This is a genomic window from Vibrio splendidus, from assembly GCF_002873455.1.
GTDB classification, from domain to species: Bacteria; Pseudomonadota; Gammaproteobacteria; order Enterobacterales; family Vibrionaceae; genus Vibrio; species Vibrio splendidus_J.
The window spans coordinates 26,637-42,247 of record NZ_MCUN01000013.1 but is presented as its reverse complement, the minus strand read 5'-3'; the positions used below and the strand labels follow the sequence as shown (position 1 = coordinate 42,247).

Annotated in this window: 15 protein-coding genes and 2 pseudogenes; 7 read left to right on the top strand and 10 right to left on the bottom strand. The window is 43.1% G+C overall.

Annotation, left to right across the window (positions count from 1 at the left end; genetic code table 11):
* Positions 1-52 precede the first annotated feature (52 nt).
* From BCU75_RS12935 to BCU75_RS12915, 5 genes are all read right to left on the bottom strand, one after another.
* Positions 53-1,021, bottom strand: a complete 969-nt coding sequence (locus BCU75_RS12935; protein ID WP_102474097.1) for a nucleoside hydrolase — start codon at positions 1,019-1,021, stop codon at positions 53-55.
* Between the two features lie 369 nt (positions 1,022-1,390).
* On the bottom strand, positions 1,391-3,433 hold the full coding sequence (locus tag BCU75_RS12930; protein ID WP_102474096.1) for an FUSC family protein: 2,043 nt from the start codon (positions 3,431-3,433) through the stop codon (positions 1,391-1,393).
* 475 nt (positions 3,434-3,908) lie between these two features.
* Complete coding sequence (locus BCU75_RS12925; protein WP_102474095.1) at positions 3,909-4,589, bottom strand: haloacid dehalogenase type II; 681 nt, start codon at positions 4,587-4,589, stop codon at positions 3,909-3,911.
* Between the two features lie 108 nt (positions 4,590-4,697).
* Positions 4,698-5,897, bottom strand: coding sequence for an anaerobic sulfatase maturase (locus tag BCU75_RS12920; RefSeq protein ID WP_102474094.1), 1,200 nt, complete (start codon positions 5,895-5,897; stop codon positions 4,698-4,700).
* Between the two features lie 76 nt (positions 5,898-5,973).
* On the bottom strand, positions 5,974-7,425 hold the full coding sequence (locus tag BCU75_RS12915) for a sulfatase-like hydrolase/transferase (protein WP_241905377.1): 1,452 nt from the start codon (positions 7,423-7,425) through the stop codon (positions 5,974-5,976).
* An 82-nt stretch (positions 7,426-7,507) separates the two neighbouring features.
* On the opposite strand from BCU75_RS12915, the gene BCU75_RS12910 reads away from it, so the two are divergent.
* Positions 7,508-8,437, top strand: a complete 930-nt coding sequence (locus BCU75_RS12910) for a LysR family transcriptional regulator (protein ID WP_102474093.1) — start codon at positions 7,508-7,510, stop codon at positions 8,435-8,437.
* A gap of 35 nt (positions 8,438-8,472) precedes the next feature.
* Here the strand turns inward: BCU75_RS12910 and BCU75_RS12905 are convergent, their stop codons facing one another.
* The 3 genes from BCU75_RS12905 to BCU75_RS12895 all read right to left on the bottom strand — a co-directional run bounded on the left by BCU75_RS12905 (position 8,473) and on the right by BCU75_RS12895 (position 11,233).
* Positions 8,473-8,967, bottom strand: a complete 495-nt coding sequence (locus BCU75_RS12905) for a YcxB family protein (protein ID WP_102466255.1) — start codon at positions 8,965-8,967, stop codon at positions 8,473-8,475.
* Positions 8,968-9,209: 242 nt separating this feature from the next.
* Positions 9,210-10,325 carry a nickel/cobalt transporter gene (locus tag BCU75_RS12900; RefSeq protein ID WP_102474092.1) on the bottom strand — a complete coding sequence of 372 codons (1,116 nt, stop codon included), beginning with the start codon at positions 10,323-10,325 and terminating at the stop codon, positions 9,210-9,212.
* A 98-nt stretch (positions 10,326-10,423) separates the two neighbouring features.
* Positions 10,424-11,233, bottom strand: a complete 810-nt coding sequence (locus BCU75_RS12895) for a DUF1007 family protein (RefSeq protein WP_102474091.1) — start codon at positions 11,231-11,233, stop codon at positions 10,424-10,426.
* 251 nt (positions 11,234-11,484) lie between these two features.
* Between BCU75_RS12895 and BCU75_RS24205 the strand changes: the two are divergent.
* The 3 genes and pseudogenes from BCU75_RS24205 to nqrM all read left to right on the top strand — a co-directional run.
* Positions 11,485-11,652: pseudogene (locus BCU75_RS24205) on the top strand (amidohydrolase family protein); the annotation flags it as partial.
* A 171-nt stretch (positions 11,653-11,823) separates the two neighbouring features.
* Positions 11,824-12,285, top strand: a complete 462-nt coding sequence (locus BCU75_RS12890) for a NifB/NifX family molybdenum-iron cluster-binding protein (protein WP_102474090.1) — start codon at positions 11,824-11,826, stop codon at positions 12,283-12,285.
* Positions 12,282-12,479: a (Na+)-NQR maturation NqrM gene (gene nqrM / locus BCU75_RS12885; protein WP_076677530.1), complete on the top strand. Its 198-nt coding sequence runs from the start codon at positions 12,282-12,284 to the stop codon at positions 12,477-12,479. Before BCU75_RS12890 ends, nqrM begins: the two co-directional genes overlap by 4 nt.
* Positions 12,480-12,533: 54 nt before the next feature.
* On the opposite strand, the gene BCU75_RS12880 is transcribed toward nqrM, so the two are convergent.
* The gene (locus tag BCU75_RS12880; protein ID WP_076677757.1) at positions 12,534-12,812 is read right to left on the bottom strand and encodes a DUF134 domain-containing protein; all 279 of its coding nucleotides are present in this window, start codon (positions 12,810-12,812) and stop codon (positions 12,534-12,536) included.
* A 43-nt stretch (positions 12,813-12,855) separates the two neighbouring features.
* On the opposite strand from BCU75_RS12880, the gene BCU75_RS12875 reads away from it, so the two are divergent.
* Positions 12,856-13,383 carry a PaaI family thioesterase gene (locus BCU75_RS12875; protein WP_102474088.1) on the top strand — a complete coding sequence of 176 codons (528 nt, stop codon included), beginning with the start codon at positions 12,856-12,858 and terminating at the stop codon, positions 13,381-13,383.
* Between the two features lie 218 nt (positions 13,384-13,601).
* Positions 13,602-14,693 (top strand): transporter substrate-binding domain-containing protein, encoded by a 1,092-nt coding sequence (locus BCU75_RS12870; protein WP_102474087.1) that lies wholly within the window; start codon positions 13,602-13,604, stop codon positions 14,691-14,693.
* Between the two features lie 43 nt (positions 14,694-14,736).
* Here the strand turns inward: BCU75_RS12870 and BCU75_RS12865 are convergent, their stop codons facing one another.
* Positions 14,737-14,940 (bottom strand): hypothetical protein, encoded by a 204-nt coding sequence (locus BCU75_RS12865; protein WP_102474086.1) that lies wholly within the window; start codon positions 14,938-14,940, stop codon positions 14,737-14,739.
* Between the two features lie 206 nt (positions 14,941-15,146).
* Here BCU75_RS12865 and BCU75_RS12860 point away from each other — a divergent pair.
* A pseudogene (locus tag BCU75_RS12860) lies at positions 15,147-15,524 on the top strand (Crp/Fnr family transcriptional regulator); the annotation flags it as partial.
* Positions 15,525-15,611: the final 87 nt, after the last annotated feature.

Genomic DNA, 15,611 nt, shown 5'->3' with positions numbered 1-15,611 from the left:
AATTGCTAAAGAGCCTGCCGCGCATTACTCAACATTTGCGGCAGGACCCACTTTACTGCTGTGAATAGTTTATCAACGTCTCTCTGTAGAGTGAGAGTAAAGTACCACTATCTACTTGAACGCCGACTTGTTGTGCAGGGAATAAACCCCATTCATCATTCATATAGGTACGTTGATCAGCTTTCTGAATAGTCATCCCTTCCGCTGGCCCATCTGTGACAACTCTGACCGGGCCACTACGACTTGTAAAAAGAGACGGTTGGATAACATAAGCAATGGCTGATGGGTCATGAACATGACAGCCATCCATTCCTACTTTGTCAGAATAAAACTTTAAGTAGTAACGGCTAATGTCCCAGATGAACTGCCCAACTTCTCCAGCGTCATCTCGCAACTCATCAAGGTATTGGCTGGTAAAAAAACTCTCTTCTGTAACATCGAGACCAATAATGACTACTGGCCATGATGCCGTAAACACCTTGTCGGCAGCATAAGGATCATCATGAATATTCGCTTCGGCAAATGGTGTTACATTCCCTCTGTGCCCGTTTTCACCGAATGCACCACCCATAACGACCACTTCTTTTACGAAGTCGACGATGTCAGGAGCAGCTTCCAGTGCAAGTGCAAGATTAGTCAGAGGACCGACAGCCACAAGAGTGATCTCTCTAGGTTCAGCTCGAACACTGTCGATAATGAACTGATAAGCTGGCTTTTTAATCGCTTCAGAATCTAGCGAACTTGGTGCCGTCACATCACCAAACCCCGTTTCACCGTGAACTACAACTGTTGCTCCAACGGGATCTCTTAATAAGGGCTTGTCCGAACCTTTAGCAACGAGTGCCTTCATACCGAATTTTTGCTTCAGATAGAGAGCGTTTTGAGTGCCATTGTCTATCGTCGCATTTCCATAGACGGTCGTGATCCCCATCAGCTCAATATCTGGGTGTGCTTCTGCAAATAGAATTGCCATTGCATCATCGATGCCCGGATCTGTATCTAGGATGATTTTCTTTGTCATATCAGCTTCTAATTAAACAGTTGAGAGGACTAGACGATACCTAGAAAAAACACGGATGAACGTGACTTGAATCTCATGGTGAGAGCATCTCAACTTAAACACTCAAGGTTTGGATTGCTCGTATGAATAAGATCAATGTGGTCGTTATGACCAGATATATTCAATAACTGAAAAAGGACGTAAGTAACGGAATGAATTAAATAACCAGTTTTAGATACTCTTCTTTTTCTTAAAGGTGTGCCAAACGCTACGCTCTAAAAATACAGATCAAAATCTGAGTAGCTATTGGTGTTTAAGATCTTTGGTATTTAGGTTCTTTGATATTCAAGCCCTTTGATAGTTAGACCCTTTGATAGTTAAGCCCTGAGTCTAGCCTTCTAGATTACGTCTAACTAAATCGTGCATCTGTTTTACTGTCATCAATGCCAACCAAATGATTTCTTCTACTGAGCGTTGACCCGTTTTGGAAGTGGGGTGGTCGGCATCGGTTTTATTGGTTAGCGCCGGCAGTTCATGGACGCGATTATCTCGAATGGTATTTATTAACGCGTCCATTGCGTCATGAATTAAGCGTTCGACTTGGTGTGAGCCTTGATATTGCGTGCCTTTTCTGACTAACGGAATCAGCAAGCAGAGGTAATGGCTTAATAGTCGATAGTGACTCAGCATATCTTCATAATAGTGAGGATCGGCGCGAGTATGTTTTGGCTCTTGCTGCATTTCGTTGTAAATCAGCTCAAGGTCGCTTTCTGCGGTTAACATGGCAGCACGTTGCTTAGTTAGTGCAATATGGTCATGTTGTTCAGTGTCAATTTGTAGCTGTTCATAGCAATATACAAATAAGTTTTTTGAACTATCAAGTGCTTTTAACGCTTGATTGTGGATCTCTTTGCCTCGCCATTGTGGCCATAACAAGCTATATCCGAGTAAGACAATTGCGCCACCTACTATGTTGTCGATTAAACGTGGCGCTGCAAAGTCGAGTCCTTGGTGGGTCATGGTTTGATACACCAAAATCAATAGCGCTGTAATACAGCCAATGGCTAACGAGTAATGGCGCAAAATATTGAGCATTGCGACGGGCAAGAGGATGACAATTAGCGTATACATCGCGGTCGTCGGTACGCCAATGTGAATCACAGAAGTCGCGAACAGCACGCCAAGCGCAGTACCTAAACAGCGTTGCCAAGTTTTACTGCGTGTTGCCAAGAAGCTTGGTTGAATCACCATCAACATCGAAATTAATACCCAGTCAGGGCGAATCATTTCAAAGTATTCCGCAATCCCAGCGCCAAGTGCGAACATCAAACCGACACGGGTAACATGGCGCCAAATCGGATTGCCTCGGCTTGGTAGACGAAAAGACAACTCGAACGGCTGCACTTCAAAAGAACGTTCATAAGCGGGCTCATTAAGCTCAATACGACGAGAGATGTGCTTCACGGCGTAGGCCCAATAACGAAACCGGGGTTGGTCTTCGAGCTTGACCGCTTCGATCAAGTCATTGGCTTCTTGCTCTAATGAGCTTAAGTGCCTAATTTCTTCATGTGTGTTGTGCAAAAGCTGCTTAGCTTTGTGTCTTAGTCTTTGCTGACAATGTTGGCTCCAAACCAATAACAAGTCTCGTTTTTGCTTACTGGACTGAAACTGGCTTAGTAGATCAGGGTTACTTGTGTGACTGGTCAGTATCACTTCAAATGTATCGAGAGCTAGGAACAAAGCTTGTCGGAGCGAACTTGCATCTTCTTGTTTCGATCGAAAAGATTCGGACTGAAGAGCCTGTTGGAACAACTCGATGAGCTGGTATTTGATGCGTCTTTTCGGTTCGTCATTTTCGCTACCTAGCAGGAATGCTTGGCGATACTGGATGTAGTCTGCCAACGTTTCGTAAATCGCGGATAGGCACACACGCAACGCATAGTGTTTCCACAGGGCAAACCAAAGCCAGCTAAACAGTGCAAAAGTAAGAGGTCCGAGTACCAACATAGGGTACAAACTTAGCGCTGTGTTGGAATTGTGAAGTGAGAGGGTGACGACCGCAACCAGAAGGCTCGACATACCTAGCCGCGCCCAGAATGGACCATTGACTGCGGCACTGGCAAGCAAAGCGCCCATTGCGCCATAGGTCACCCATAGAGGCAGCCCGCTGATCAGTAGAGTGTAACTGACGGCCTGAGTGATTCCCCAAGCGGTTGCGGTAATCGCAAAACGTGTCCACCGCCTTGGGCCTGCCGCATCAAGACCACTAATTAAAGCCGCAGGCATAGTCATTAACGCGGTCATTGCGAGAGCGGGTTGATTCGACAGCACCCCTAAACCAAGAAACAACACAATGGCAGTGGTTGCACGAAGCCCAAGGTTAATGGAAGGGGAGTACCAGACTTTACGCAAAATGGTAGGAGAAAACGTCATAGATCCACTTTATTTATTCGACCTTATTGAGTGTAACGCCAAACCTCTTCAAGTGCTGGCTTCAATCACAGATTGATAAATTGAAGCACAACAAACTTCTAGTGAAACACAACAAACTAGAAGTTTTCCCCAAGCTACATCGATAGACAATCGTCAAACAGTTTGGCTTATCGTGTTGCTTAGTTCGCATAACTATCAACCCAACGGAAGATCCACTAGTTCGACAACAAGCACCCATCGAGCTAAAAAACTAGCCAATTTAATCAGAACACCTATCACGAGGTTTCAAAAGCAGGTCTCTTGCAAGAGGCGCTCGCAGATACCTTCTCTCATGTACTCAGCCGTCTGAAAGTCTCAGAACCGCTTATCACATTGGTAGCGCAGACATGGCTCTCTGCTTGTATGAAGATTCCTTTTTTGTTTTGAACATCAAACACTAAAGCATATACAAGAATGAGGGAAAGTATTTGAGAGCTTACTTTTCTAAATTCTGACTAATTATTTGTTCCACCACACCATTCATCGTTTTTGAGCGAATCTCTGGCTTCAAATACAAGGGATGATACTCAACACCAGTTCTATCTATATAGGCTGCTTGTAAGCCTGCAGATAATGCACCATGCGTATCCCAATCGTGAGTAGCGACAAGTCGAAGGTTTTTGACAGGTTCTTTTAAAGTTTCTGCGGCAAATTTATACACATCTGAATTTGGCTTAAAGCTGCCAGTGCCTTCGACAGAAATTATTGTATCGAAGTAATCTTCTAAGCCTGAATTTTTGATTTGAGCCGTTATGAGGTCGAAGGATGAGTTGGAAAAAGCGACTGTTTTGAAACCTTTTTTACGCAATTTATGTAGAGATTCTTTAATATCCTTATGGGGAGGTAGGCTTGCAAAAGAAGTTAACAAGGCATTCTTACTTTCGGTCGTTAAATGACAATTGTACCGTTGTGCTATAGCTTCGAGCGCTACCCCCGCTAATTCTGCAAAAGTCGATTTTACGTTTGTTGCGATGCAAACTGTTGAAGTGTGTAAAAGCTTTGAGAACCAAAGTGATAGTGCATCCTCGTGTCCAAACACAGCTTTAAATTTGGGTTGTAATGACTCCAAATTTAAAACCGTTTCGTTTATATCAAACAGTATCACTTCACTTTTCATGCAAATAACCTTGAATCAATTGAATGTCATGTTTACATAATCCGCTCTCATCATTCTGTTTTCAACAATGAATCAATATTCCCTGTATCACGGCCTTTAATTGGATGTTTAAAGCGCCATCACTTCTGCGGGAGAACGGCCAGAAAACCATAAGTCACACATTGTTTTCATCTTTACTTCGCTACTGTGAAAGAAGTGTTCATAGCCTGCGCAAAGGTAGTTATCGGGGGCGCTATTCGCCCTAGGAATAAAGCGCTGCTTCGGGCAACCGCCATTGCAGAGTTTTATATATGAGCACTGCTTACACTTTTCGCTGAGCTCTTTCTTCTTGATACCAAACTCGTAGTTTTGGGCACTGAAGTTCATTTCATTAATTGTTTTTGAGTGAATGTTCCCTAGCTTATGCTCAGGATAAACATAGTGGTCGCAATTGTAGATGTCTCCATTTGCTTCCATTGCAAATGCACTGCCACACCGTGGGGCCATTGTGCACATATTGCCTTGTTCTCCCGCCCAACCTGCGAGAGTGTTATCAAAATAAGGCACGAATATCTGACCAACATCATGTTTCACCCAATAGTCAAAGATGGTCGCGAGGAATTGTCCAAACTTTAAAGACGGTACGCTCCATTCCGTCAACTTAGCTGAGCTATCATGCTCCGGGTCAACTAAATATAAACCCTCTAACGTTGGCTTTGCTGCTGCTCTTTCGACTAAAGGAATATATTGATGTACTTCGCTACCCAAAGCTTTTAAATGTTGATATACCTCCAATGCATGGTCAACATTGTGGCTGCCAATGACCGTTAAAGTGTTGAACTGAACGCGATGCGCACGCAATAAATCGATGGCTTGCGCTACCTTGCGATAAGAACCTTTACCAGAGCGACTCGTGCGGTATTTGTCGTGAAGATGCTCAGGTCCATCAATTGAAATACCAATCAAAAAGTGGTTTGTTTTGAAAAATTCACACCATTCATTGTTGAGTAATAGGCCATTGGTTTGCAGCGTATTTTCTATGGACTTTCCTTTCGCATATTTGTTTTGCAATTGGACGGCTTTCTTATAGAACTCAACCCCCACCATCAAAGGTTCGCCTCCTTGCCAAGCAAAAGTCACATGGTCAGTATGTTGAGCCAATATGTGTTGCTCGATATAAATTTCTAGCGTTTCATCCGACATTTTCCAGTTAGTATTACGCTCGGGGTATAGCTTTTCTTTCTCAAGGTAAAAGCAATAGTCACAATCTAGGTTACATACAGAACCCGTTGGTTTACTCATAATATGAACAGACTTAGACACTTCCATATTTATTCCTCAGATTGCGCAGGTAGGGTTTTATGTCCTACCTGCCTAACGTTAATGACAGTCGTGTAAATGGTGATTACTTTTCAGCTTTTCTAAAACCGTCCGGTATATGTTGAGTGAAATCAACGCCCTTGCAGTCAGGTTCGTACCCCATAGGAGCAGGAAAAGGAATGGTGTCACAACTTACCGCAAGGTTTCGCTGAATCGCGACGTTTCGTTTCACTACCGTTGGGAAAATTCGGACACCATCGCCTCGCATGTCATACATTTCTTGAGGGTCGCTAGACAGATCGTATACGGCTGGAATCTGACGTTTAACGGGTGCTTCAGGCATAATATCTTGATCGTAGAAATGTAATTTCCAATCATTCCATTTGTACGCCTGAACTATTTGTCCATTGCTGATATAAAAACCATCACGATTAGATTGTTCCGTGTCGCCTTTCAGATGAGCCCATTGGTTAATACCATCGATATGACGATCTGATGGCATTTCATAGCCGACAAGCTCGCCGATGGATGGCATTACATCAACAACGTGCACAATTTCATTACTGACGTTTTTTTCTTTCACTGTGCCTGGCATAGAAGCGATAAATGGCACACGTATTGAACCTTCAAGCGCTGTAAAATAATTGCCTCTCCATGGTGCCGCGATACCATGATGAGGGTAGTGCCACTCAGGGCCGTTGTCTGACATAAAGATAATCAATGTGTCTTTTCTGGCATCGGCTTTATCAATGGTGTCGATAATTTGCCCTGCGCGAAAATCAATCTCATGCAAAACATCGGCATAATCTCCTTTGCCTGTCACTCCTGCAAAATCAGGGTGAGGAATCGTAGGCAGATGCGGCTGAGTAAAGGAGACAAAAGTAAAGAAAGGACTGCCTTTTTCTAATTGTTGACTGATGTGTGTCATCGCTCGTTGAGTGACTTGCTCATCAATAGTACGACGAGTATCTAAATTAAAGTCCATGACATCTTTTGTCTTTCCATCGACGGTGTCTTGGATCTTTGGCACGTACCCATCTTCGTTTTCAAAGTGGAGTTGTGACGAATAGAGTGATTCGTCTGAAGTATTAAGCACCCCAAAGAAATCATCGAACCCTTGCTCTAAAGGTGTGCGACCTTCAGTATCGCCAAGGTGCCACTTGCCATACATTGCGGTGTTGTAACCCTGATCCTTAAACTTATTTGCCATGGTAACTTCCCAGTTCACCATGCCGTAATCCATACCCCAAACAACCTCTGTTGTTGCCGTTCTCAATGGGCGTCTACCGGTCATAAATGCTGAACGGGTAGGAGTGCATTGAGGTTCAACATTAAAGTTTGTCAGCCTGATGCCTTCGTCTGCTAATTTATCTAGGTTTGGTGTCGCGACGCCTCGTGTACTGCCATACGATTGAAGCTCTCCAAAACCCAAGTTGTCGACCATCATAATGACCACATTGGGTTGTTCTGTTGCCGTTGCTGATAGGGAAGGCAGTACACCGGCTAAAACGGTGGCTAACACGCTTTTTCTCATCATATTTTGCTCCAATGACCATTTCTAATTGATTTCTTTTGAAAAGAATAACGGCTGCGCTTAGAATTTGAAGTGATGGATATTTATGAAGGGTATAACTATGAGGAATAGTGAGTTCTCAAAGATTAGAGCGCTTGATCTCAACTTACTAAAAACACTTCTTGTTCTATTGGATCAAAAGCATATTTCTAAAAGTTCAGAGCTGTTGTTTATCACTCAACCTGCTGTAAGCAAGCAATTGTCCAAACTTCGAGAGATGTTTGATGATCCTCTTTTGGTGAGAGTTGGGAATCAATTGGTGCTCACACAAAAAGCGATTCAGTTATATCCCAAAGTCGAGCTGCTATGTAATCAGTTCAAAAGTTTAGTCGGTTCAGAGGAGTTTGATTTAAGTGAGGTGACACAAAATGTCACTATCATGCTTTCAGATTACGCAAGCCCTCATTGGATGGCTCAAGTCATCAAAAAAGTATCAACGCATGCACCTAATGTGACGGTTACCTGCAAGAGTTGGAGTTATGAGAATATAAAGAAATTGACCTTGGGTGAGATTAACTTTGCGTTAGGATCATTGCCAGAAGGCCTTTCTGGGTTCGAGACCCATGAAATCGGGGAGGTGTCGAGTTCATTGGTTGCGAGACGTGAACACGCGATTTTTTCTAATACCGACCAGCTGGAACAGTCTCTCTCCAGTTTCCCCATTGTCAAAATTCGAGGCTCGCATCGATATCAGAACATATATGATGAGCTGATCGGTGAGAGTCCGGTACTGCTTGACGAAACGACACTCTGGTTAGCTTTAGAAACGGTGAAATCAACGGACGCTTATCTGGTTGGGCCTAGCAAGTTTATTGAAAGCATTGACGACAAAAACTACTACAACAGCATCCCATTGCCAATGTTAAAGCCCATTCCTATTTCTATGTGCTGGTCTATTGGGCTTAGTGAAGACCCTTTCTATAACTGGATGAAAGATATGATGATTGAAATAGGGAGCCGCATCGTCAATGAATAGCAAGGACGACAAAGTGTCCTTGCTATTCAATCATATTAGTTTGCTTTCGATGCTTCGTGTTGTTCAATCATGAACGCAATTGCCTCATCATTTAAGCAAGATTTACTGACATATTGGCGCTGTTTTCCAATATGAAGGATAAAACCTAAATCGGTTTGTTGCAGTTGGGAGATGTCAGTCCAAGCGATAGTATTGGTATTTTTAGCGTTTTTATAACTCACACCATTAGTGTCACCTTGAAAGACCACTTTGCTGCCAGCACCTGAGCTGATTTTTTGTCGCCATAGCCACCAGGTTCTCTTGCAGTACACACTGAACGCTTCGATCACACTTAATACAATAAAGAACCAGCCAACGTAACCGTTAGGTAATAGTTCAAACTCCAATAGAACCACACCAAAAACAAGAAACAGTATTCCTTTCAAATAAGCTTTTGGAAACTGAGTAGGAAGGCTGGTTTGATCATAGCACTCTGCGAAAAACGTCTTGTCGAGGGTATATTCTGTGGTGAAACCGGGATCTTTAGACATGTGTGGTTACTTTGTAATTCTTTGTTGAGGCGCATTATATCGTTTCATGTTCATTTTGCTTAGCGGTTTCAATCCTCTTTTGTAAATCAATAATACTGACCGGGTTTACTCTTGGCATAGCCCACTTGTTTGCCTGAATTGATATTAAATGATGACTAAAACTAAGGCCTCGCGTTTACGAGGCCTTGATGTGTGCGGAACGGATGAAAAGAACTTCAGATTTATTACTATACTTTTGTGCTCTACATGGTGAAGACAGGCGACATACCACCACCTTGTCCGTTCATGAGTAGCAGGCCAATTACGATAAGCAAGAGGCCACCCAAAAGCTGCAAATAGTGACCAGTGACTTTCAGTGAACCAGTACCTTTGTTGTTACCCGCCGCCAAGTAGCGCTTTACTAAATGTTTGCCTGTTAGCGTCATCATCGCTATGAGTGAAGTCGTTAACGCTGTTCCTACCGCCATTGCCAACGCACTAAGCACCCCCATCCAATACAGGCCAACCATATTGGCAAAAAGCAGTACCATAATGGCTCCAGTACACGGCCTTACGCCGATGGTAACAATTATCCCTGCGTACTCTCTGATTGTTGAGGCTTTATTGATGGCTTCAGGGTCGGCGACGTGTTGGTGTCCGCACCCGCAGTCAGTGTGTGAGTGATCTGCATGAGCGTGTTCTACAGGTTGTAATGCGTTAGTGGGGTTTAGTATCGCTGAATCAGCAGATACCGATGAACGACGCGCGATTGGCGATTGGACTGAGATTGATGGACGAGCAGACATCACAGAAGACGTATCGGTGGCTAATGTGGTGATGGCTTTCACTTTAAGCTTAGGTTTACGCATTGTGCTGTAAATGTTTTTCAAAGCCTTCCAACAGATCAACGCACCAACTACAGCGACCAACGTGAAACTCAATGACACAAACATATTCGCTTTGTCATTTACCACCCTCATTGACGCACTGAAGCCCCATATTAATACGCTTACTAATAAGATAGCGACCAGCGCTTGTAGCAAGGCGGAGACAACCGTAAGCACTAAACTGGCTTTCGCTTTGGTGGGGTGAGTAGCTAAGTAAGTCGACACGATAACTTTGCCATGACCTGGCCCTAATGAGTGCAGCATGCCATAGATAAAGCTAAACCCAATCAGGTAACTCCCTGCTCCCCAAGGGTTCGATTTGGCTTCGTAGAGTAGGTCGGCAAGTTCTGAATTAACTTCTCTTTGCCATTGGATACTTGAGATAACCAATGATGGCCACATCGACCACAGTTGATATGCACCGACAGCAATAAGCAATAAGGCAACGACACCAATGAGGGCATGGTTGGCTTTAAATTGATTTTTCTTCATATAACAAGAACCCGTATTTGAGATTATTATTTTCACTAACTTGGAAGGTTTAACTCGTTTGAGCTAAGACGTTTAATCACTGAGACGAACCCGTGCGACTAGGAAGCTGGAAGCGCTGCACAATGAAGCTTGACCGATTGAGTAAACAGTTGCCCGAGTGTGTTATCTGGATCAGCATCTGTTGGCAAAGACATCGCATAACTCATTTGTTCTGGAGTCGGGTTAGGTTCAACGAGTTCTAACTGACATTGTCTCGCGAGCTCTGTCGATAAGGTCACGTCTCCCTTAGAGAGCCACGACATATCGACAAAGTAGCTAGGGTCAAAAATCAATACACGAAGCGTGTCTCTTGTTACCGGTTTTGGTTTGGAAAGCGGCAGGTCAAAAGTGAGCACCATTTTTGCTTTATCACGCTCAAACTTGGCGTGCTCTGCAACCTGATATTTGATTGGCTCTTCATCATCATAGAAGTAGGTGAAGTAGTGCTCGTACATCATGTTTTTGATGACAGACGCAGCGAGCTTTTTGAATGTTTCAGCTTCTGTATCGGCAGAGATGTCTTCTCCATCCAACATGTACATTGAAGTCATTGCATCAAAAGACCACTCCATGGAGAGGCCCGTAATCATGCCTTTCTCTCCCTCAATGTGCGTTTTCATTTCAATCCAAGAGTGAGGGTGGGCATATAGGTTTGGAGCAAAACACAATAACGCAAACCACAATAACGCAAACCAAAGTGGTAAGCGTTTAAGAAAGTGATGTGTGGGAAAGTGGCATTTTGGAAAATCGCGCTTTGATACACCGCCTTTTGAAAAGCCGTGTTTTGATAAACCGCACGCTGAGAATCGACTTCCAAGGCGTAAAGAAAAGCGAGTGAATGCGTTGATTAATGCAGATAACTGTTTCATGAGGACTAATGGTTATTTAGTGTAATGTTATAATATAACAATTTGTGTTTTTGTCACTTCAAAATTGCCCATGCTCTAACATTCAAACTTATCCGGCTTAAGCGTATTTCATCCTTGTTCTTCTGAGGCCCCCTTGGTCGTACTGCTATGCTTATTGAATCAAAGAGAGACAAATTCCTTACTTAAAGGCCTGCAACATAAATAACAAATCTAAAGGCTGGTTTGGAAGAATCTGCTGCGTATGGCATAAAGCCGCGGTTAGTCTTGAAATAGAAGATATTACAGGCTCTATTGATGTGGGTAAGTCGGCAGATTTCGCTGTCTTGGAACAAGATATCACTCGCTCGTCAGTCGACGATATAACAGATACTGAAATTCTAATGACAATACTACAAGGTGATATTGTCTTCGGCCTCTAAACCTACTATCACTTCTCCCACCATACCAACAGTCACTTATTCCTCTGAACTGTCTTTGTTGTGATGCGATTTCTACAGTCTGTAAATCTAATTTTTCATATTATAGTTATTGGCATATGCCAATAATGAGGATTATACTGAACTCCTAATCATCAATAACAGGGAGTTACCATGTTATACGCAGTACCTTGTCTTAACCTCCATATCGGCAACCATTTTGCTCGTTCACCACAGATAGCGATTGTGGATGAGCAACGACAAATTAAGCAGCTTGTTCCTTTGGTTGAATCCGACGCGTCTTGTAATAAGAAGAAGCAATGGATCTCTGTCCTTCGTTCGTATGATGTGCAGGCCGTCGTTGTTCGTCATATTGGCAAGAGAATGCTGGCGCATTTGTTCAGTCACGATATCCGAGTGTTGGCGTCGGCAGGAAAGGTTGAGATCAGCGCTCTAGATTTTAACAATCTACAAGAAGTGACTGATTTAGATTACGGGCGAGAGCCTCGAAACGCTTGTCACAGTAACAAAGGACACAATAAAAGAGGGTGCGGCAACAAAGGGCATAAAAAAGAAGGTGTGATTTTTACGCCACAATCGAATCACCTAGGTGTTATCCGCGGGTGTCGCAAATGACCTTCCTACTGACACTATTAGGCTTCATTGGAATCGTTGCGTTGATGGCGATCGGTGTGATTTTTTCACGCCAACCAATCAAAGGCAGTTGTGGAGGGTTAGCACAGATAGACATTGAGCGTGAATGTAATTGCAAAGACGTGTGTGAAGAGCATAGCCGGAAGCTTTATCAGATCTCAGAGCCATCAAGCTGATATTGAGAACTAATGGTCGTCAGGTTAGGTCATGAGTTAAGGCCTGAGTGTTCGTTAAGAGCCTTGAATCACTAGCGCATGGCCATTGACGATGCAGTTAGCGACTTTGGCTCTTGCTCGCTTGACGATATTACCAAAAGTTTGACGAGACACCTGCATTTGTTCGGCGGCTTCAAGTTGGCTCAGGCCTTCTTGATCAGCCAAGCGGAGTGCTTCCAGTTCTTCTAACAACAGTTCTTCTTTATGAAGCTCGTCCATAGGAACACCATTGGGCTTAAAACAAGAATAAGCTGCTCGGGTACATAACTTACGATGTTTTTTTGGTCGAGCCATATCAATCTCTAGGAATCTAAGGGTAAAAGGAATAAGGGTAAGTATGAAAGTTTTCATTCCTCACAACCATCGGCGCTGCCAAGTATGCAGCCAAAGCTTCTTTTCAGACAGCCCAATTTGCTTTGAAGCTGTTAGCGAACGCGAGGCTTTAGCTGAGCATGAGACCCTAGCAAAGCGCGAAACGTTAGCTAAGCGCGAAACCTTAACCAAGAATGAAGCCTCAGTTAAGCATGAAACTTCAGTTAAATATGAAACCTCAGGTAAGTATGAAGCTTTAGCCAAGATTGTACCAACAGATAAAGCTGAGGGCTACGATGGCATTATGCAGGGCGGCATTGTTACCGCGTTACACGATGCCACCATGCTGCATTGCTTGTTCCAAAATAATATCACTGCCATGACGGTTAGCTTAACGTCTCGTTTTCATCATCCAATTTTGATTGGCCAAGAGTTAGAGATCCGCGCTCAATGGGTCAAAAGCAGACGTAACATTTACTTCTTAGAAAGCCAAATAACTCAATGCGGGAAGTTATGTTCATCGGCAAAAAGCCAGTTTATGTCGTCGCTTTAATCAATGAACCTAAGTTCGGTAAAAGTCGCTTTATTGACCCCATTCTTTTGCACAATAAATAGAGGTTTTCTATAGTTAAGTTACTAACGAAAAAAACTAGGGCAGTATTGAATTTACTATCAACTTTCTAAGCTCCTGAGCGTGCTTAACTCTGTTTATTAGAACGAGCTCTTCTACTCGATTCAATTCATCGCTGCCTCTTTCTTGAGGGTTTGCCAATGCCAAGTTGTTTCAAATCGGCACTTCAATCTTGTGTAGCTTTAGTCATTTTTCTTTTAACTTTGTTGAGCACTTTTTCGTCGGCTTCTCCGCTTAAAGTCGGTGTTTATCCTTGTCCTCCTTTTGTGGTTAGTTCTATGGAAAATGAATGGAACGGTTTAAGCATTGAGCTGTGGGAGCTGATAGCGAAGGAAATGAACGTAGAGTTTACGGTAGAGAATCACCGCTTAGATGATCTACTAAATTCCATTGAAACAGAGCAAATCGACATCGGTGTATCCTGTATTTCAATAACCCCAGAACGCGAGTTGTTCGCTGACTTTTCCCATTCCTTTTACGAAACTCATCTTGCGATCGCCGTTAAGAAGCAAGGTTACCTTCACTCGCTACATTCCATATTCTTAAACCCCGCCTTATGGATAATCATTGGTGTCATCATTTTTATATCCGGCTTAATAGGTGCCTTTTTCTACCTATTGGAACACGGAGAAAATGAAAAACTCTACTCGATGAAAAGCAAAACGGGTCGTTGGTTAGAAAGCTTCATATTAGGTTTGTTATTTATCACTCGTGGCCCATTTAATTACTTTGAGTTTAAGAGCCTAACCGGACGAATTGCGACGGTGTTCATTGGTGTGTTTAGCATGCTTTTCATTGCCAGTATTACGGCTGTGTTAGCGAGCAAACTTACTTTGAGCCAAGGTTCATCGCACATTAAAGGCGTGAATGATCTCGCAGATGTAGAGGTGGGCGCCAAGGTAGCAACGACTTCTTCTTTGATGCTCACAAGCTTTGGTATTCGACACAAGAGTTATGTCGATATGCCAAGACTGTTGGCGGCTTTAGAGGATGGTGAAGTGGAAGCGATTGTCGCTGATGATGTGGTGCTCAAATATATGATCGGTAATGGCAGAATAAGCGGGCAGTTTGATGATCTAGAGGTGTTGCCATATCAGCTAGAAAAGCAGAATTATGGCTTTATCATCACTGAAAACAACGCGTATGAAGAAGAGATTAATCGTGCTCTTTTGAAAATTCGTGAGTCGCGAAAGTGGCGTAAAATCTTGGTCGATTACTTTGCGGATAAGTAACCGATTTTAGCTACTGACTCTCAAATGTTTCTAATGCTGATTCCTAAAGTGGTTCTGAACTAGAAGCTTTGTTCTTTTTGAAGTATTTGAATGCACTCCAGACGGCGTAAGCCGCAACACCCACAATCATTGCCGAACGGATGAGGATAGGTGCATCATGTTCAAGTTGGCTAACATGCGGCACAATACTGGCGAACAATCGACTGGTAAAAAGCAGCCCCATTACTAACATAACAATTTTATTCATGTGACCTGCCATTCAATTAGATGCGTTACACAGAACAAAGCATGAGTGAACCACACTCTTGCGAGGTTAAAATTTGTTCTGTTCGAAATTAAAGAATGCGCTTCTCAAACTCGCTCGTCAACGCGATATCATCCAAAAACCAGTAAGCTAAAGTTTCGTTTTTGGAAGTCACGCTTTTCATTAATGGAGAGGTAGGTAAAGGATTGAATGAACACATGCAAGTTGATGTTGTTTGCATTCAGAAGTTAGCAGAAGCGTTGCATGAAAAGCCTGAAATGATGTTCTTTTTCGCGTCTGCATTGGCAGAAGATTACCAAGACTCTATGGGCATTTACACCAACCGGCTATTACACTCAATTACCTACAATATTGCCTATGATTTGTTGGTTCAAAATAAGACGGATACTGTGTTAGGTGGTTTTGATAAAGTGAATCAAGAGGCCGAACGTTTTGGTACATCGAGTCGAGTGTATCGAAGAGCGGTTAAAGATCTGCTAGACAAAGGCTTTATCAAGAAAGGCCAGCAAGGACTAGAGATCATCGATCAGCATGCGCTTCAAGCCTTTATTGATTCGTACGAATAGCAAAAGAGCTTGGCACTTTCTCAAATACCAAGCTCTTGTTTAATTTAGTGTCTAGAAAAAATCATTTGCTCTCTACAAAAGCGATTG